Source organism: Actimicrobium antarcticum, assembly GCF_039536745.1.
GTDB classification, from domain to species: Bacteria; Pseudomonadota; Gammaproteobacteria; order Burkholderiales; family Burkholderiaceae_D; genus Actimicrobium; species Actimicrobium antarcticum.
This window is the reverse complement of the sequence record NZ_BAAAZE010000014.1, coordinates 232,836-249,666: the sequence shown is the minus strand read 5'-3', so window position 1 is coordinate 249,666 and position 16,831 is coordinate 232,836. Positions and strand designations below refer to the sequence as shown.

At 58.5% G+C, this 16,831-nt stretch carries 20 protein-coding genes; 18 read left to right on the top strand and 2 right to left on the bottom strand.

What is annotated here, in order from left to right:
- Window positions 1-57 precede the first annotated feature (57 nt).
- The 18 genes from ABD720_RS17900 to ABD720_RS17815 all read left to right on the top strand — a co-directional run bounded on the left by ABD720_RS17900 (window position 58) and on the right by ABD720_RS17815 (window position 15,770).
- Window positions 58-489 (top strand): Fur family transcriptional regulator, encoded by a 432-nt coding sequence (locus tag ABD720_RS17900; RefSeq protein WP_344765418.1) that lies wholly within the window; start codon window positions 58-60, stop codon window positions 487-489.
- Window positions 490-557: 68 nt separating this feature from the next.
- Entirely contained in the window at window positions 558-1,634 is a 1,077-nt protein-coding gene (locus ABD720_RS17895) for a CobW family GTP-binding protein (RefSeq protein ID WP_344765417.1), read from the top strand.
- 5 nt (window positions 1,635-1,639) lie between these two features.
- Window positions 1,640-2,083 carry a MerC domain-containing protein gene (locus ABD720_RS17890; protein ID WP_344765511.1) on the top strand — a complete coding sequence of 148 codons (444 nt, stop codon included), beginning with the start codon at window positions 1,640-1,642 and terminating at the stop codon, window positions 2,081-2,083.
- Complete coding sequence (locus ABD720_RS17885; RefSeq protein WP_344765416.1) at window positions 2,073-2,885, top strand: HoxN/HupN/NixA family nickel/cobalt transporter; 813 nt, start codon at window positions 2,073-2,075, stop codon at window positions 2,883-2,885. The genes ABD720_RS17890 and ABD720_RS17885 overlap by 11 nt, the downstream gene beginning before the upstream one ends.
- 4 nt (window positions 2,886-2,889) lie before the next feature.
- Window positions 2,890-3,882: a CobW family GTP-binding protein gene (locus ABD720_RS17880; protein ID WP_344765415.1), complete on the top strand. Its 993-nt coding sequence runs from the start codon at window positions 2,890-2,892 to the stop codon at window positions 3,880-3,882.
- A gap of 290 nt (window positions 3,883-4,172) precedes the next feature.
- Window positions 4,173-6,278 (top strand): TonB-dependent receptor plug domain-containing protein, encoded by a 2,106-nt coding sequence (locus tag ABD720_RS17875; protein ID WP_344765414.1) that lies wholly within the window; start codon window positions 4,173-4,175, stop codon window positions 6,276-6,278.
- A gap of 83 nt (window positions 6,279-6,361) precedes the next feature.
- Window positions 6,362-6,787 carry a TlpA family protein disulfide reductase gene (locus ABD720_RS17870; protein ID WP_344765413.1) on the top strand — a complete coding sequence of 142 codons (426 nt, stop codon included), beginning with the start codon at window positions 6,362-6,364 and terminating at the stop codon, window positions 6,785-6,787.
- Complete coding sequence (locus ABD720_RS17865; RefSeq protein WP_344765411.1) at window positions 6,784-6,978, top strand: hypothetical protein; 195 nt, start codon at window positions 6,784-6,786, stop codon at window positions 6,976-6,978. Before ABD720_RS17870 ends, ABD720_RS17865 begins: the two co-directional genes overlap by 4 nt.
- A gap of 14 nt (window positions 6,979-6,992) precedes the next feature.
- On the top strand, window positions 6,993-7,532 hold the full coding sequence (locus ABD720_RS17860; protein ID WP_344765409.1) for a DUF2796 domain-containing protein: 540 nt from the start codon (window positions 6,993-6,995) through the stop codon (window positions 7,530-7,532).
- Window positions 7,533-7,538: 6 nt separating this feature from the next.
- The gene (locus tag ABD720_RS17855; protein WP_344765407.1) at window positions 7,539-8,252 is read left to right on the top strand and encodes an ATP-binding cassette domain-containing protein; all 714 of its coding nucleotides are present in this window, start codon (window positions 7,539-7,541) and stop codon (window positions 8,250-8,252) included.
- Window positions 8,252-9,514: an ABC transporter permease gene (locus ABD720_RS17850; RefSeq protein ID WP_344765405.1), complete on the top strand. Its 1,263-nt coding sequence runs from the start codon at window positions 8,252-8,254 to the stop codon at window positions 9,512-9,514. Before ABD720_RS17855 ends, ABD720_RS17850 begins: the two co-directional genes overlap by 1 nt.
- Window positions 9,515-9,522: 8 nt before the next feature.
- Window positions 9,523-10,239: a DUF3299 domain-containing protein gene (locus ABD720_RS17845; protein WP_344765403.1), complete on the top strand. Its 717-nt coding sequence runs from the start codon at window positions 9,523-9,525 to the stop codon at window positions 10,237-10,239.
- Between the two features lie 228 nt (window positions 10,240-10,467).
- Window positions 10,468-10,872 (top strand): gamma-glutamylcyclotransferase family protein, encoded by a 405-nt coding sequence (locus tag ABD720_RS17840; protein WP_344765402.1) that lies wholly within the window; start codon window positions 10,468-10,470, stop codon window positions 10,870-10,872.
- Between the two features lie 82 nt (window positions 10,873-10,954).
- Window positions 10,955-12,694, top strand: a complete 1,740-nt coding sequence (gene argS / locus ABD720_RS17835) for an arginine--tRNA ligase (RefSeq protein WP_344765400.1) — start codon at window positions 10,955-10,957, stop codon at window positions 12,692-12,694.
- A gap of 24 nt (window positions 12,695-12,718) precedes the next feature.
- On the top strand, window positions 12,719-13,345 hold the full coding sequence (locus ABD720_RS17830) for an SPOR domain-containing protein (protein WP_344765398.1): 627 nt from the start codon (window positions 12,719-12,721) through the stop codon (window positions 13,343-13,345).
- A gap of 8 nt (window positions 13,346-13,353) precedes the next feature.
- Window positions 13,354-14,100, top strand: a complete 747-nt coding sequence (locus ABD720_RS17825) for a thiol:disulfide interchange protein DsbA/DsbL (RefSeq protein ID WP_344765397.1) — start codon at window positions 13,354-13,356, stop codon at window positions 14,098-14,100.
- A 109-nt stretch (window positions 14,101-14,209) separates the two neighbouring features.
- Window positions 14,210-14,995, top strand: coding sequence for an SDR family oxidoreductase (locus ABD720_RS17820; protein WP_344765396.1), 786 nt, complete (start codon window positions 14,210-14,212; stop codon window positions 14,993-14,995).
- Window positions 14,982-15,770, top strand: a complete 789-nt coding sequence (locus ABD720_RS17815; RefSeq protein WP_344765395.1) for a helical backbone metal receptor — start codon at window positions 14,982-14,984, stop codon at window positions 15,768-15,770. Before ABD720_RS17820 ends, ABD720_RS17815 begins: the two co-directional genes overlap by 14 nt.
- 82 nt (window positions 15,771-15,852) lie before the next feature.
- On the opposite strand, the gene ABD720_RS17810 is transcribed toward ABD720_RS17815, so the two are convergent.
- Window positions 15,853-16,254: a hypothetical protein gene (locus ABD720_RS17810; protein ID WP_344765393.1), complete on the bottom strand. Its 402-nt coding sequence runs from the start codon at window positions 16,252-16,254 to the stop codon at window positions 15,853-15,855.
- Window positions 16,255-16,508: 254 nt separating this feature from the next.
- The gene (locus ABD720_RS17805; RefSeq protein WP_344765391.1) at window positions 16,509-16,802 is read right to left on the bottom strand and encodes a hypothetical protein; all 294 of its coding nucleotides are present in this window, start codon (window positions 16,800-16,802) and stop codon (window positions 16,509-16,511) included.
- Window positions 16,803-16,831 lie beyond the last annotated feature (29 nt).

Here is a 16,831-nt window from a genome sequence, read left to right as displayed (position 1 = left end):
AAATGGCTGGCGATTGTTTTAAAGTTCGGTTTTGCAATCGTGTTGCATGTTGAAGCTATGGCTAAACAATCTTTTTTTGATCAGGCAGAAGACTGCATCCGACGAATCGATGCCAGGGCGACAGTGGCGCGGATCAGAGTGCTGGCTGTACTGCTGGCACAGCAGAGCGCCGTAACCCATCATCAGATCGAGACCACTCTGGATCAGGACGAGAAAATCGACCGGGTGACGCTGTACCGGGCGCTCGACTGGTTAGCCGCGAACGGTTTGGTGCACAAGGTGGTAAGTGCTGATCGGGTGTGGCTTTTTTTGTTCAACAATAAGGATGCCGAACACCATCAGCATGCGCACTTCAAGTGCACTCGCTGCGCTGAAGTGATCTGTCTAAATGATCTTGGTGCAGCTAACAACGTGCCGCCATTGCCGAATGGGTACCGCAGCCTGGAAATTGAAATGACTGTGAAAGGGTTGTGCGCAAAGTGCGCATGACAAAAAAATTTTACGCACAATATGCAACTGTGTTGCATATTGACGTGCAGCCAACTTGTTGAGATCGCATGGAAAAAATTCCACTGACCGTGCTGACCGGTTTTCTGGGTAGCGGCAAGACCACGCTGCTTAACGGTTTGCTAAAAACACCGGCACTTGCTGATAGCGCAGTTCTTATCAACGAATTCGGCGAAATCGCGCTCGACCATTATTTGATCGAAGCAGCAACGGACAGTGCGGTGGTGCTAGACAACGGTTGTATCTGCTGCACAGTACGCGGCGCTTTGTCTGGCGCGTTGCGTTCCCTGTTTTGGCAACGCAACGACAAGAAAGTCCCTTATTTCAAGCGCGTCATCATCGAAACCACCGGTCTGGCCGATCCGGCGCCGATTCTTCATGATTTGCTGAGCCATCCGACGATGTTGCAGCATTACCGTCTGGCTGGCGTGATCGTCTGTGTAGACGGTCTGTTCGGTGCGGAACAATTGGATCGTCATACCGAAGCGGTAAAACAGGCAGCAGTCGCGGACCGAATACTGATCACCAAAACCGATCTGGCCACCACAAATCAGATCGATGCTCTGCGCACTCGGTTACGCGAGATCAATCCCGGTGCGGACCTATCGCGGACAGGCGAAGAAAATTGTGATGCTCAGGCGATTCTTGATGCCGTCGCTTACGATTCACTGAGCAAAACCCTGGATGTACAGCAGTGGCTAAAAGCCGAAACTTACAGGCGGGTCCAAGTCCGGCGCGGTGTCGGTTTAAGCAAAAAGGCAATGCTGCTCACCGAGGAAATCAACCGGCACGGCGATCACATCGGGGCGTTTTGTATCACCTTCAACGAGCCATTGCCCTGGAATGGATTATTGCTCGCATTAGAAATGCTGGCCATGGTGTGCGGCGAACATTTGCTGCGAATCAAAGGGATTATTGATGTCGAAGGCGAAGACAAGCCGCGCGTTATTCATGGCGTGCAGCACATGTTTTTTCCATCGTCGACCCTGGCCCGCTGGCCCGACGATTGGCGTGAAACAAAATTGGTTTTTATCGTGCGCGACATGGACGCCGAATTCGTCGCACAGACGCTCGATCATTTCATTGAAGCTGCGAAAAACAAGACCCAACAGGAGATGGCGAATTGAACAAGATGGTTGGAATTGCCGACTATTTCGGCATGACGGCATCGATCCTGTGCCTGCTGCATTGCTTGGGCGCACCGCTGCTTTTGTCGCTGTTCCTGATGCTTGGATTGGGGCAGCAGAGCCAGGTGTTTCACCAGTACCTGGTCGTGCTGGTGACCTTGCCGGTGTTGCTGGCGCTGATTCCTGGATTCGTCACCCATCGGCGATGGCAGGTACTCGTGTTGGGCGGGCTTGGCCTTCTCTATTTTAGCGTCGCAGTACTGCTGATCGGGCCGCTCTTCGGAGAAGTCGCCGAGATAGTACTGGCTGCGTTTGGTGGTGCGCATCTCTTCACTGCACATTTCAAGAACCGGTCTTTCTGCCGCATCTGTACGGCACAGCGCAAACACGCAATTTGTTCGGTCAACACATGCAACTCAGTTGCAAAAAAAGGTTCGTATGGACACTGAACTGATATCGATATCAGGATTGTCGCTGATGTTCGTGCTTGGCTTGCGGCATGGTTTCGATCCCGATCACATCGCGATGATCGACAGCATGACGTACCGGAGCGTACAGGTGCGACCGGACATGGCGCGCTGGACCGGCACGCTGTTTGCGCTGGGGCACGGGCTGACAGTGACGCTGATTGCCGTGGTGCTCGGTACGCTGGCCGGCAATGTGCCAATACCGGCCGCGATCAGGGGATTGCTGGATTGGTTGCCTGTCGCCTTGCTGATCCTGGTCGGTACATGCAATCTGCGCGCGTTGTTGAGCCGAAACGACTATCGCGTCGCCGGTTGGAAAACGCGTTTCGTTCCTCAACGGCTGCGCGAGAGGTCTCATCCGCTGGCGATTTTTGCCGTGGGTGTCGTGTTCGCACTGGTGTTCGATACGGCGACCCAGGCTGCCGCATGGGGCTACGCGGCAACCGCGCATTCCGGCGTAGCAATGGCCTTGCTGGTGGGGTTGGCCTTTACCAGCGGCATGGTGATCACCGACACGCTCGATAGCCGTTTGATGGTGCGCCTGCTACGGCAGGTCGCGCGTGCAGACGAAGCGTTGGCCTACCGCCGCAAGGTTGGCTGGATCGTGGTGACGCTGTCGTATGGCATCGCGTCATACGGCATTGCAACGCATTTCTTTCCCGGCATTGAACTCGGCGACATGACATTGACCGTCACTGGATTCGTTCTTTTTTTCGGATTACTCATGGCGTATCTATGGCTGATTCGCCGTCCGGGATCTTCCCGTTTCCCACTTCAGGAGTAGCGCCATGTCATCGATCGACACCATGTCACGCCCGGTCCCGGTCACCATACTGACCGGATTTCTTGGTAGCGGAAAAACGACGCTATTGAATCGTATATTGAGTGAACACCACGGCCAGAAAATCGCCGTGATCGAAAACGAATTCGGCGAGGCCGGAATCGACAGCGAACTGCTGGTCAACAGCGAAGAGCAAATCGTCGAGATGAATAACGGTTGCATTTGCTGCACGGTGCGTGGCGACCTGGTCCGCATACTCGGCGAACTGGCCGACAAACGCGAACGGGGCGAAGTGCGGTTTGATCGCGTAATCATAGAGACCACCGGGCTTGCTGATCCGGCGCCAGTAGCGCAAACCTTTTTTGTCGAAGAGGAAATCGGCGAGTACTTTTCGCTCGACGCCATCATCACTGTTGTCGATGCCATGCACGCAACACAACAACTCGAGCAACATCATGAAGCGCAGGAGCAAGTCGGGTTTGCCGACCGCATTCTGTTATCAAAAACCGATCTGGTGTCTGAGCAAGAAACCGAAGCTCTGATCGCACGCTTGCGGAGCATCAATGCGCGTGCACCAGTACGCAAAGTGCATTTCGGAGAAACCGAACTCGATCAGATTCTTGACATCAAGGGGTTCAATCTGCAGGCGATTCTCGACATCGAACCGGATTTTCTCAACGACGTCAGCCACGAACATGACGAAGACATACGCTCGTTTGTATTTCGATCTCTGCGGCCGTTCGATCCGGACAGGCTTGAAGATTTTCTGGCTCGAATTCTTACGGTGTACAGCAGGGATCTGCTGCGTTACAAGGGCATTCTTTACGTCAAGGAAATTGAGCAACGCTTTGTGTTTCAAGGAGTGCACATGCTCAAAGCCTCCCGGGTTGGCAAACCATGGTTGATCAACGAAACGCCAGAAACCGTCATCGTTTTCATCGGCCGCAAGCTCCCCGGCGACTTATTCCTGAACGGCCTTGCAAATTGCCTGACCGACTGACACAAGAGTTGACGCAAAAAAGAAACGACGCCTTGTCAGTGGCAGCGCGAGCTGGTTTTTCAGCTGCGCGAAGGACGACGCAACGAGGGTCGATAACCGCTGCCGGGATGGCGTTTCTTCCGCAAGAACGGGCACGATTTTTTGATTCGTTCCCCGCCCGGCGCATTCCCGCAGAAATCGACAAAAACAAAACGAGGGGGCAGCAGATGGCTGATTTTCCTGTGCGTGGCAGCGCCCCCGAAATGAAAGAGAGATTGCATATGATGCGACGATTTTTTTTAAATAGACCATTGGCGCTGGCGCTCATCGCGGGATTCTCACTTCCGGTACGGGCACATGATCAGCAGCTTGAGCCTGTCGTTGTCACCAGCAAGCGCCCCACGGCAAAGACAATCCTGCGTGAAGACGTCGTCACCACCGAAACCATCAGCGCACGTGACATCGAAAAAAGCGGTGCCACCACATTGACAGAGGCGCTCGACAAACGCCCCGGTATTGCGATGCAGACCGAATGCTCGATCTGCAATGTGCGCAACGTCGTACTGAACAATTTGCCGGGACGGTACACCACCGTGATGATCGACGGCATTCCGATCTTTTCATCGGTGTCGTCGGCGTATGGTCTGGACAGTGTCAGCCTGGGCGGCATCGAACGCATCGATATCGCGCGCGGTGCAGGGGCCAGCCTGATCGCACCTGAGGCGTTGTCCGGATCGGTCAATATCGTCACGCGCCGTCCCATGACAAACGAGCTGCAGTACACGCAGCAGATCGGTTCCTACGGGCAGCTGCAGTCAGCCTGGTTCGGCGCGCGCGTCTTCACCGGCGGGGCAGTCACCGCCAATGTCAGCCGCAATCAACACAATACCGTCGACGGCGACGGCAACGATATTTCGGAATACAGCGGCTATCGACGCAATCTCGGCGGGCTTGGGTTCTTTGCCGATGACCTAGGCGGGTTCAAGGTGCGTGGCAGGCTGGACGTGGTGAGCGAAAAACGCAACGGCGGAGCGCTGGGCCGCGACGCCGCCGGCATCAAGGGCGATGGCGCCGGAAACCCGTTTGACTGGTCGAAGGGAGCGCACGGTTCGCCCGATTCGCGCGGCTGGGTAACGCCAGATGGCGCCGGACCAGATACCCTGTCGAACGGTCAATCAGGGACGGTCTACAACGATGGCCGTGCCGGCATGTCGGAAATCATTTTCACCGATCGTACGCAATTCATTGCCAGCGGCGTGAAGCGGCTTGGCGAGGGCAGCATGCGTTTAGCGTTCGGCTACGCCAAGCATCGACAGGATTCTTTCTATGAAAAATCCACGTACATTGCGGACCAGAGGCAGACCTATGTCGAGCTCAGCACACAGCAGCCGTTAGGCGAGACCCTGGTGACTGGCGGGTTCAATTATCGTTATGAAAATTTGAACAGCAAGGGCCAAAGCAGCGATGGCATGCGCAACGACGGCATCGACAATTACGTCTATCGCACCCCGGGTGTCTTTTTACAGGCATACCACAGCCTGTTCGATGGCAAGCTGGAGGCGAACGGTTCGGTGCGCATCGACAAACATAACGTGTTCGGCACCATCACCAGTCCGCGCCTGAATTTGCTGTGGAACCATGACGAGCACTTGAACAGTCGTATTGCTGTCGGCAAGGGATTTCGCGCACCGACCTCTTTCTTCGAGCAGGACCACGGCATTCTCGACACCACACGAGTGGACCGCCAGATCAGCAAGCCGGAGGTGTCGCACAACGCGTCCTACACCCTGGCGTATGCGGCTGATCGTTTGTCGTGGGTCGGCAGTGTGAACTGGAACCGCATCCACGACATGGCGCTGCTGGACCCGAACCAGACTGATCCGGTGACGGGTCAGTCAGTCACGCGCTTCACCTCGGCGGACAATCCGGTCACGCTGCTTGGCGGCGATGTGACCGCGACCTACAAGATCACGTCCGCGCTGGAAGGCACGCTCGGATTGGAGCGAACCCGCTACTCTTTCGATCCCGGCACACTTGCGTTCGCGCGCCCCGACAAACGTGTGTATTTGCGACTCGACTATGCCAGCGGTCCGTGGGATGTATTTTCCCGCGCAACGTGGACTGGCTCGCAAGATCTGGCGAGGTTTTACGACTACGCGAACAATCCCCGATACAACCTGGACGGAACGCCGAAGCGTGACCGTAGTCCGAGCTTCTGGGTGGTCGATTTACGCGGCGAGTATCGCGTCAACAAGCGCTGGAGCGCATTCGTTGGCCTGGATAATCTGTTCGATTTCAAGCAATCGGACAAGGAAAGTTTTTTGTGGGTTGATCGCGGCGGCGCGCTTGATGTGACCCACATCTGGGGGCCGAACCGGGGTCGCTTCGTGTACGCCGGCGTGAAGTTTGCCCTGTGAGCCTGCATAGAACAAGGGGCCGGGTTGCGTGTGCTGTGCTTGCCGCTTGCAGTTTTGGCGGTGCGCAGGCAGTGGCCCCGTCCATGGACTTCGAGTTGGCCGGCGAGCACGGGTTCGTTCGCCTCTCCGGATTGCCGGCGCAAGCGACGTTGATCAATTTCTGGCGTAGCGACTGCCCACCATGTGTGCGTGAAATGCCAGTTCTGGCCGGGCTTGCACACGCCGGCTCGGTGCGTGTGATGGCCGTTGCGGTACAGCGGCCATCGGACACATTGACCGCTCCAGAGTCGGTAGCGCGGGCATTGCGTTCGCCCGTACAGCTATTGCATGCGCCAGCCGAGCCACGCGGCATCTTGGCGCGCTTCGGCAATGTCAACGGGGTGTTGCCCTACACCACACTGTTGCATGCCGACCGCAGCATCTGCGCAAAACATGCTGGTGAGATCGATGCTGCGTGGGTAGAAGCGATGGTTAATCGCTGCCATAACGCCGAATCAGGCAGACGATGATGGCGCACATCAATGTCAGTTCGCTGGACGATGTGATGATGGTTTCTCTGATTGACGTGACCGACTTCGCGCTGCGTCTGGCGCAGGCAACGTCGCAAAAAGATTCAACGTCATGCAGCAAGCGGGAGCCGTCGCGCCACCGTTTGTCACGCTGCGTGCATAGCCCGATGCAGAAAATACGATGGTATTGAAAGGAAAAAACACGATGACGCAGCAATCGATAATCAGACTTGGTTTGATGGCCTTGATGGCGAGTACCCAGGCGTTTTCGGCTGAACCTGGTGCCCACGTACATGGCCTGGCCATGCTGCAAGTGACACAAGATCAGAACACCGTATCAATCGATCTGGACAGCCCGTTGGGCAATCTGCTCGGCTTCGAACGTGCGCCTGACACCGACAAGCAAAAGCAGGCAGTGCAGCAGATGATTGAGAAACTGCGTCAACCGGAAAAGTTGTTTGCCTTGACGGCGGCAGCGCAATGCACGGCGGGGCCGGTGCAACTCACGGCGCCGGTGTTGCAGCTCGGAGTACCCGAAAAAGGTGGCGCCGAAAAAGATGGCGAACACGCCGGGATCGAATTCGCAGTCAGCTTCCATTGCCGCATGCCAGCCGCTTTAAAAGATCTGAACGTCAATTTGTTCAATGCGTTTTCCGGCTTGCATCAACTCGATGTACAAGTAGTCGGGCCGCGCGGCCAGTCAGCTGCGAAACTGACGCCGAAACAACGTCGCCTGTTCTGGTGATGCGCAATGTCTGATCACCCCATCCTGATGCTCGATGCCCTGTCGTACGGATGGCCGGGCGTGTCAGTGCCGTGTATAAATATTGCGCACTTCGCCCTCGCTGCGGAGGAACGGGTTTTTCTGCACGGTCCGAGCGGTAGCGGCAAAAGCACGCTGCTGGCGTTGCTGGGTGGGGTACTGGCGCCGCAGCAAGGCACGATACGTCTGCTCGACACCGATCTCACGGCGCTGTCGGCCAGCGCACGTGACCGCTTTCGGGTCGATCACATTGGCTTCATTTTCCAGCAATTCAATCTGATTCCTTATTTGTCGGTAGTCGAGAATACGTTGCTGCCTTGCTGGTTTTCGACTCGACGCAGAGCGCGCGCCACCGCCGCGGGTTTGACCGTGCGGGAAGAAGCCAGCCGCTTGCTCCGGCAGCTGGGTCTCGGCCCGGAACTACGTGATCGCGCGGTCACCAGCTTGAGTGTCGGCCAGCAACAGCGCGTCGCCGCTGCAAGAGCCTTGATCGGGCGACCGGAAATGATCATCGCCGACGAGCCGACGTCGTCGCTGGATGCGGCGCGACAAAAAGATTTTCTGGATTTGCTTTTTCACGAATGCGACGCCGCGCAAGCGACCTTGTTATTCGTCAGCCACGACCATCGGCTGGCGACGCACTTCACGCGCGAAGTGGCACTGCCCGATCTCAATCGCGCGGTGATCGAGGAGAGCAACTAATGCTTCATCTCTACGCGATTGCATTGAAAAGCGCCTGGAATCGGCGCCTGACCCTGAGCTTGACGCTGGTTGCGATTGCGCTTTCGGTGATGATGCTGGTCGGGGTCGAGCGCATCCGGAACGATGCTCGCACAGGGTTTGCGCAGTCGGTGTCCGGCACCGATCTCGTCATTGGCGCGCGGACCAGCCCGGTGCAATTGATGCTGTATTCGGTATTCCGGATCGGCGCAGCAACAAACAATATTGGCTGGCGCAGTTTCCAGGGCATCGCCGCGCATCCAGCGGTAGCGTGGGCGATTCCTCTGTCTTTAGGAGACTCGCATCACGGATTCCCGGTACTCGGCACGTCATCAGCGTATTTCGAGCACTTTCGCTACGGGGCTTCTCGGCCGCTGTCGTTTGTCGAAGGCAAACAGTTTGAAAGCGTGTTCGATGTGGTGCTCGGCGCAGAAATAGCGCAACGGCTGCGCTACCGGCTTGGCGACAAAATCACGTTGAACCACGGTAGTAACGACAACGGTTTGAGCGAGCATGCGGACAAACCGTTCACGGTAGTGGGCATCCTGAGTCGTACCGGTACGCCCATCGATCGTACTGCGCACATCAGTCTGGAAGCGATGGAGGCCATCCATCTCGACTGGCAAGGGGGCGCGCAGTTACCCGGCCTGTCGATTCCGGCCGACCATGTGCGCAAGTTCGACCTCACGCCAAAACAGATTACCGCCGCACTGGTTGGCCTTAAAAGCCGCGCCGGCGTGTTCAAGATGCAGCGCTTCATCAACGAGTCCACTGAAGAGCCATTGCTGGCAGTGCTACCGGGTGTCGCGCTCGATCAGTTGTGGCAGGTGGTCGGCATCGTTGAGAAGACACTGTTCGCCGTCTCGGCGCTGGTGGTGCTGGTGGGCTTGAGCGGATTGGTTGCCGTGATTCTGGCGGGCCTCGCCGAGCGGCGTCGAGAGCTTGCGATCCTGCGCTCGGTTGGTGCACGGCCGCGTGACGTGTTTCTGATGCTGATGCTGGAAAGCCTTGTGATGACGGTTATCGGCACCTTGCTGGGGGTGGCGCTACTGGACCTTGCCACCATGCTTGGCGCACCGCTTGTGCAGGCCCACTACGGCCTGATGATTCAGCCAATTTTGCTGGCGGCGAACGAGCTGCCGCTGTTGGGCGCCGTGATTGGCACCGGTCTTCTGGTGAGTCTGGTGCCGGGATATTGCGCCTACAGGCTGTCACTTGCCGATGGCTTGACGCCGCGATTATAGGAGCTGTGATGAGACGACTTTTAATTTTGCTGGTATTGCTGGTGATGTCGGGACTGGTATTGGGCATGGGAGCAGGAATGACTCCGGGGCTGGTCAGGTTCGTTTCCTCGCTGGCTACCAATGTCACCGAGCGTACGCGCGCTGCAGTAGGAGCATTCGATGGCAGTAATACCAATTATCGTATCGGCGAGCGTTTGCAAACGGCACCGCCAAAGCAGCCCGTAACATCTGTGTCAGCGTCACAGGCGCCATTCAAGGAAGTGTCGTGGTTCGCTCTGGCACCAAAGGGATGGGACCCCATGAAAACCTTGAACGCCACCGTAGGAGAATTGAACGATGCCGATCCCCGCGCAATGGATGCACTGCAAAAACTGCGCGACGAGTGGGACAGCGCGCCCACCGAACCAACCATGAACGGCGCACGCATTCGTATCGCGGGTTTTGTCGTTCCCCTGGAGGGCGAGCGAGGCAAGGTGAATGAATTTTTGCTGGTCCCCTACTTTGGGGCATGCATACACACGCCGCCACCACCTGCCAATCAAATCATCCATGTTTTCGCAGACAAGCCGCTGCAAAATGTACAGATGATGGATACCGTGTGGGTCAGTGGCACGCTGGAAATCGCGCGTTCACGGACCGCAGAAAATACGATGGGCCTGGCGGGGAGCGTCGGATATCGAATGAAGGCGGAAATCGCAGCGCCCTACGTCAGGCCGCCACGCTAGCGCGAGCTGGTTTGCGTTTGAAACAAACAGGCATCCGCTCCGTGGAAGCGCGCAAAGCGCGCATGAATGGTGACGAGCTGCGGTGCCCGCCCCAACACCTACCCTCAACGTGCCAGATGCGAAGCCCAACATTCATGTTGACCACGCCCGTCCCTATTTACCGCTCCCGTCCCTATTCACCGCTCCCGGCATGGCAAAATAGTCACTCGCCCATTCGCCAAAATCCCCATGCCAGTCCATGTATTCACCTACGGTTCGTTGATGTTCCCCGTCGTCTGGCAGCGCGTAGTCCGCGGCGAGTACATCGCCGAACCGGCCCGCATCGCCGACTATCAGCGCTATGCCGTGCGCGGCGATACCTATCCGGGCATCACGCCTCGGCCGGGTGGCAGCGTCGATGGCCTGGTGTATCTGAACGTGGATGCGGCTGACCTGGCGGCGCTGGACCATTTCGAGGGCGATGGCTATCGCCGTATTCGCGTTGCCGCCAGCACCACATCCGGTGACACGATCATGGTCCAGACTTACGTCTTCCGGAACCCGGCGGCCTTGTCCGACCAGCCCTGGTTGCCGCAGGCGTTCCAGCTGCAGCGCTTCCTGGAAACATACTGCCGCGACAAGTTAGGCAGCTGACAGTCGCGTCGGTATAATCAGAGTCCGTGTTTTCATGACAGCGGCACCCGGTTCGCTGTCCCTCATTCGACCCCACTCATCCATGCTCGCTCTCCAAAAACAACGCATCGTCGACCTGTTCCACACCGCCCTGGCACCTCTGGTCGCCGGCACCGACCTGCAACCGACCGTGGTGCTGGAACGTCCGCGTGATCCGGCCCACGGCGACATCGCCTGCAATATCGCCATGCAACTGGCCAAGCCCCTGAAAAAAAATCCGCGTGAACTGGCGCAGCTGCTGGTTGCCGCGTTGCTGGCCGACCCGGCCCGCGATGGCCTGATCGAGGCGGTCGAGATTGCCGGGCCCGGCTTCATCAACCTGCGCCTGGCCACGGCGGCGCGTCAGGAAGTGGTGCGCACGGTGCTGCAGGAAGCCGGCCAGTACGGTCGCGGTGCGCTCGGTGTCGGCCGCAAGGTGCTGCTGGAATTCGTCTCCGCCAATCCGACCGGTCCGCTGCATGTCGGCCATGGACGCCAGGCCGCGCTCGGCGATGCGCTGTCGGCACTGTTCGAGGCCCAGGGCTATGACGTGATGCGCGAGTTCTACTACAACGACGCCGGCGTGCAGATCGCCACGCTGGCGACCTCGGTCCAGGCACGCGCCCGCGGCTTCAAGCCGGGTGACGCAAACTGGCCCGAGCCCGCCTATAACGGCGACTACATCGGCGAGATTGCACTCGATTTCCTGGCCGGTAAAACCGTCTCGGCCAGCGATGGCGAACCGGCCACCGCCAGCGGCAATGTCGAGGATCTGGAGGCGATCCGCCATTTCGCCGTGGCGTACCTGCGCCATGAACAGGACCTGGACCTGCAGGCCTTCGGCGTGAAATTCGACAACTATTATCTGGAATCGTCGCTGTACGGCGATGGCAAGGTACTGGCTGCCGTCGATACCCTGATCAAGGCCGGCAAGACCTACGAACTGGATGGCGCGCTGTGGCTGCGTACCACCGACTACGGCGACGACAAGGACCGGGTCATGAAGAAGTCCGACGGCACCTTCACGTATTTCGTGCCGGATGTGGCCTATCACATTGTCAAGTGGGAGCGTGGCTACGGCAACGCGATCAACATTCAGGGCAGCGACCACCACGGCACCATCGCCCGCGTGCGTGCCGGCCTGCAGGCGGTCGATCTCGGTATCCCGACCGGGTATCCCGATTACGTGCTGCACAAGATGGTGACCGTGATGAAGAACGGCGAAGAGGTCAAGATCTCCAAGCGCGCCGGTTCGTACGTCACGTTGCGCGACCTGATCGAATGGTCCAGCGGCGAAGTCGCACCGGAGCAGATCGGCCAGCCACGCGACCTGACCCGCGGCCGCGACGCGGTGCGGTTTTTCCTGATCTCACGGAAGGCCGATACCGAGTTCATTTTCGATGTCGATCTGGCTCAGGCGCAGTCTGACGAAAATCCGGTCTACTATGTGCAGTACGCCCATGCCCGGATCTGTTCGGTGCTGGCCCAGTGGGGCGGCGACGAAGCCACGCTGGACGGCGTCGACCTGTCGCCGCTGACCGCTCCGCGTGAAACCGCGTTGCTGGCCCGTCTGGCCGACTATCCCGAGGCGCTCGAACATGCGCTCGACGAACTTGGTCCACACCAGGTCGCGTTCTACCTGCGCGATCTGGCCGGCGAACTGCACAGCTACTACAATGCCGAGCGCGTACTGGTCGACGACCTGCCAACCCGGATGGCCCGACTGGCACTCCTGCTGGCCACCCGCCAGGTATTGCGTAACGGTCTGTCACTGATCGGTGTTTCCGCACCCTTGAGGATGTAACCTCCACGTATGAAGACTCCATCCATGAAGCAATTCGGCAAGCAAACCGGCGGCACGCTGCTCGGCCTGATCCTTGGCCTGATCGTGGGCCTCGGCATTGCAGTCGGGGTCGCACTGACCATCAACAAAACCACCTTGCCGTTCCTGAACAAGGTCACCAAGACCGACCGCTCCGAGCTCACGCCGGCGCAGGCCAGCGATCCGAACAAGCCGCTGTACGGCAACAAGGCCGCTGCCAGGGAAGCGGCACGCGAGCTGGCAGCGCCTGCACCGACACCACCCAACAGTGCAGATCCGCAAGCCGAAAAAAACGCAGCTGCCAAGGAAGCCAGCCTGCCGCCGGTCGCTGAAAAAGGTCGCAAGCCCGAGCCGGCACAAGCGCCCGAGGCCAAGGGCGATGGTGACGACAAATGGATCTATACCCTGCAAGCCGGCGCGTTCCGTGAACAGGCCGATGCAGAAAATGCCCGTGCCAAGCTGGCCCTGCTCGGATTTGAAGCCCGCATTACCGAGCGTCCGAGCGATAACGGTACGTTCTACCGGGTCCGGATCGGCCCGTTCAGCCAGCTCGACACGATGAACCGTATCCGCGGCAAACTGACTGATAACGGCGTCGATGTTGCCGTCGTTCGCACCCCGAAAAATCCCTGAGGAGTTATATGCGCATCGCTAAATTCACGACATTCACCAAACGTCTCACGACATCCTTTCCCCGTCTGGTTGCCACGCTGGGCCTTGGTCTGACGCTGGGCCTGGCCGCCTCCGTTGCCAGCGCCAGTCCGGTCGCCCCGCAAAGCGGCGCCGAATACCGCACTCTGGAGCGTGCCCAGCCTACCGAGAGCGGCAAAAAAATCGAAGTCACGGAATTTTTCTGGTACGCCTGTCCGCATTGCTACGCATTCGAGCCGTCGCTGGCTGAATGGGTCAAAAAGCAAGGCGACAATATCGTCTTCAAGCGTGTCCCGATCAGCTTCCGCGAATCCTTCGTACCACAGCAGAAGCTGTACTACGCACTGGAAGCGATGGGCAAGTCCGAAGAGATGCAGCGCAAGGTATTCAATGCCATTCACGTCGAGCGCCAGGCGATCGACACCGATGCAACCATCCTCGACTTCATCGGCAAGCAGGGCATCGACAAGCAGAAGTTTGCCGATACCTATAATTCCTTCGGCATGCAAAGCAAGGTCAAGCGCGCGCTGAGTCTGCAGGAAGCCTACAAGATCGATGGCGTGCCAACAGTCGCCATTGACGGCAAGTACATCACGTCGCCATCGATCGTCGGCACCGCCATGGGCGGCCGCCAACCCGAGCCGGTACTGGCATCCGCCACCCTGCAGGTGATGGACGCGCTGGTCGCCAAGGCGCAGGCCGAACACAAGGCGACTGCGGCACCAGCCAAAAAATAATCTGCCGGCGATTGTTGAATCAGCACGAAGTCAGGCCTGTAATTGATCCTGCAAGCAAGCCCGCAACTCGCAAGAGCGCGGGCTTTTTTCAACCATCACCGGAGTGCCCATGAGCACACAACGCGTCTTCATTACCGGCGCATCGAGCGGGTTGGGCGCTGCCCTGGCGCGGCAGTATGCGCAGCAAGGCGCCCAGCTTGGTCTGGTTGCACGACGGCGCGAATTGCTGGAGCAACTGGTCGCCACATTGCCCAATGCCGCGCAGCACCGGGTCTATCCGGTGGATGTGACTGACCATGTTGCGCTGGCGGCTGCCGCACAGGACTTCATTGCGCAGGGCGGTATCGATATCGTCATCGCCAATGCCGGTATCTCGGTCGGAACCCTGACCGACCAGGCGGCCGACCTGGCCGTATTCCAGCGCGTCATCGACACCAACCTGATCGCAACCGTCGCCACGTTCGCACCGTTCATCGCGGCCATGCAGTCGCAACCGCGTCCCGGCCAGCGACTCGTCGGCATCGGCAGCTTGGCCGGCATTCGCGGCTTGCCGGGAGCAGGTGCCTACAGTGCCTCGAAAGCCGCCGTCATCAGCTATTGCGAATCCCTGCGGGTCGAATTGCGCGACAGCGGCATCCGCGTCGTCACCATTGCACCGGGCTATATCGATACACCGATGACTCGGGCGAATGCCTATCCGATGCCTTTTCTGATGCCCGCTGAACAATTTGCGGCACAGGCGCTCGCCGTGATTGCCGCCGGCAACCGGTATCGGGTACTGCCGTGGCAGATGGCCATCGTCGCCAGACTGTTGCGGCTCATGCCCCGTGCGCTGTATGACCTGGCCTTTTCCAAAGCACCCCACAAGGCGCGTAGTGACCATGCTGTTCATTGACTCGGCCGGGGTTGCACACGCCGCCGTGGACCCGGCACACCCGCCCAGGATCGTTTGCCTGGTGCCATCGATTACCGAGCTGCTGTGCGATCTCGGCCTGGCCAGCTGGCTGGTGGGCCGGACCGGCTTTTGCATCCATCCTGCCGAGACCGTACGCACGATTGCCAAGGTGGGCGGTACCAAGGATGTCAACACCAAAAAAATCCGTTCGCTGGCACCGACTCATCTGATCGTCAATATCGACGAAAACGAAAAACCGACCGTCGACGCCCTCGCACAATTCATTCCGCACGTGGTCGTCACGCATCCGCTGGCGCCGGTCGACAACCTGGCACTGTACCGGATGCTGGGCGGGATATTCGGCTGCAGCGAACGCGCCGAAGCGCTGTGCACGCAGTTCGAGGCAGCCGCTGCCGCACTGGGCGCAGGCAGGCCGCAGCGGGTGCTGTATTGCATCTGGAAAGATCCCTGGATGACGGTATCCGCAGACACCTACATCGCGCGCATGCTGGCCCGGATCGACTGGGTGCAAGTGGCAGTGCCCGGCAGCGTCCAGCGCTATCCGGCGTTCGACTGGTCAGACCAGCTCAACGACGGAATCGACCTGGTACTCCTGTCGAGCGAACCGTATCGTTTTAGCGAGGCACATGCGGACAGCCTCGAGCGCCAGATCGGCAAACCGGTATTGCTGGTGGATGGAGAAATGCTGTCGTGGTACGGCAGCCGCGCGATTGCTGGCATGCGGTACCTGGAACAGCTGCGTCGGGAGGCCTGAACCCATCCCGGCCGGTTCAGGCACTCCCTGCTGCGAACCGTGCCGGGACTGATGCCCGGCACTGGCAAAGGGGTCGATCAGGTCAGCCTGGCCGATTGACCCGTACCAGCAAGCGAATGATCTCGCGTGCGATGGTGCGGTGGGTTTCATCGAGGCGCTGCAGGTCGGCGATCAGCTTGACGTCGGCCGATTCAAAGCGCGCCGTCATCTCGGAGGGCTCACCGGGTTTTGCGTCGCCGCCACCGAAGCGCAGCCACTCTGCTGGCACACCGAGCCACTGTGCCAGCGTGCGCAGTTTTTCCTGCGTCGGAATGGCTTCTCCGCCTAACCACTTGCGCGCGGCGTGGACGGTAATGGGTCCGCCAGTGAAGCGAACATTGAACTCTCGCGCAAGCTGCGTTGGGCTGTCTGGCGAATAGTCGGCGTTGCGCAACGCAAGCTGCAAGCGCTCGCTAAAATCTTCTCGTTCGATAGATGCTTTCATCACGTCGGGCTATTCCATATCATGTTGTTTCAGTCAGTCTCTGCGAAGCAGGAACCTGTTTTGGCTGATAACTTTTTGTTGTCGGGCCCGGAATTGCGCTGATTGTCGGGTTGGTTTTTTTACTACATCTGCCAGCTGAACAACGTTATTGCACCCATCCAGTGAAGGTTAAACTGCACAATTCGGAGACGCAAGCTTGCGCAAGCTTGCTATGTTCGCAAGCGAACATAAGCTATTTGGTTAAAATAATCAGTTCAAAAATTCTTGTAACCGGTTTTTCGTTCGCTGACCCAGCGGAAAATCAACTCCCAGACTGAAAAAACAGCAGAGGAGTCAATCTGGCGGACGTTTAACAAACGATGAATAGGCATTTCATGCGCTTGCAGCCTCATCAGAAAGTCGGTGTACAAGGAAGCCGACATCCATGCCGCAATGGGGCGCGCAGTGGCGGTGTTGTCTTGCCGTTTTGATCCTCGTCTGGCCTGAGTACTGCAAGCACGCTGTCGTTCCAGTGAGTGGAGCGAGCGCGCGCCACCAGTCATTTGCATCGACCCCTTCCACAGATAGTGGTGATCTG

Bases quoted from the DNA above. Each gene is read 5' to 3' on its own strand.
- ABD720_RS17900 (WP_344765418.1), top strand. From the start codon at position 58: ATGGCTAAACAATCTTTTTTTGATCAGGCAGAAGACTGCATCCGACGA.
- ABD720_RS17895 (WP_344765417.1), top strand. From the start codon at position 558: ATGGAAAAAATTCCACTGACCGTGCTGACCGGTTTTCTGGGTAGCGGC.
- ABD720_RS17890 (WP_344765511.1), top strand. From the start codon at position 1,640: ATGGTTGGAATTGCCGACTATTTCGGCATGACGGCATCGATCCTGTGC.
- ABD720_RS17885 (WP_344765416.1), top strand. From the start codon at position 2,073: ATGGACACTGAACTGATATCGATATCAGGATTGTCGCTGATGTTCGTG.
- ABD720_RS17880 (WP_344765415.1), top strand. From the start codon at position 2,890: ATGTCATCGATCGACACCATGTCACGCCCGGTCCCGGTCACCATACTG.
- ABD720_RS17870 (WP_344765413.1), top strand. From the start codon at position 6,362: ATGGACTTCGAGTTGGCCGGCGAGCACGGGTTCGTTCGCCTCTCCGGA.
- ABD720_RS17865 (WP_344765411.1), top strand. From the start codon at position 6,784: ATGATGGCGCACATCAATGTCAGTTCGCTGGACGATGTGATGATGGTT.
- ABD720_RS17860 (WP_344765409.1), top strand. From the start codon at position 6,993: ATGACGCAGCAATCGATAATCAGACTTGGTTTGATGGCCTTGATGGCG.
- ABD720_RS17855 (WP_344765407.1), top strand. From the start codon at position 7,539: ATGTCTGATCACCCCATCCTGATGCTCGATGCCCTGTCGTACGGATGG.
- ABD720_RS17850 (WP_344765405.1), top strand. From the start codon at position 8,252: ATGCTTCATCTCTACGCGATTGCATTGAAAAGCGCCTGGAATCGGCGC.
- ABD720_RS17845 (WP_344765403.1), top strand. From the start codon at position 9,523: ATGAGACGACTTTTAATTTTGCTGGTATTGCTGGTGATGTCGGGACTG.
- ABD720_RS17840 (WP_344765402.1), top strand. From the start codon at position 10,468: ATGCCAGTCCATGTATTCACCTACGGTTCGTTGATGTTCCCCGTCGTC.
- argS (WP_344765400.1), top strand. From the start codon at position 10,955: ATGCTCGCTCTCCAAAAACAACGCATCGTCGACCTGTTCCACACCGCC.
- ABD720_RS17830 (WP_344765398.1), top strand. From the start codon at position 12,719: ATGAAGCAATTCGGCAAGCAAACCGGCGGCACGCTGCTCGGCCTGATC.
- ABD720_RS17825 (WP_344765397.1), top strand. From the start codon at position 13,354: ATGCGCATCGCTAAATTCACGACATTCACCAAACGTCTCACGACATCC.
- ABD720_RS17820 (WP_344765396.1), top strand. From the start codon at position 14,210: ATGAGCACACAACGCGTCTTCATTACCGGCGCATCGAGCGGGTTGGGC.
- ABD720_RS17815 (WP_344765395.1), top strand. From the start codon at position 14,982: ATGCTGTTCATTGACTCGGCCGGGGTTGCACACGCCGCCGTGGACCCG.
- ABD720_RS17810 (WP_344765393.1), bottom strand. From the start codon at position 16,254: ATGAAAGCATCTATCGAACGAGAAGATTTTAGCGAGCGCTTGCAGCTT.
- ABD720_RS17805 (WP_344765391.1), bottom strand. From the start codon at position 16,802: ATGCAAATGACTGGTGGCGCGCGCTCGCTCCACTCACTGGAACGACAG.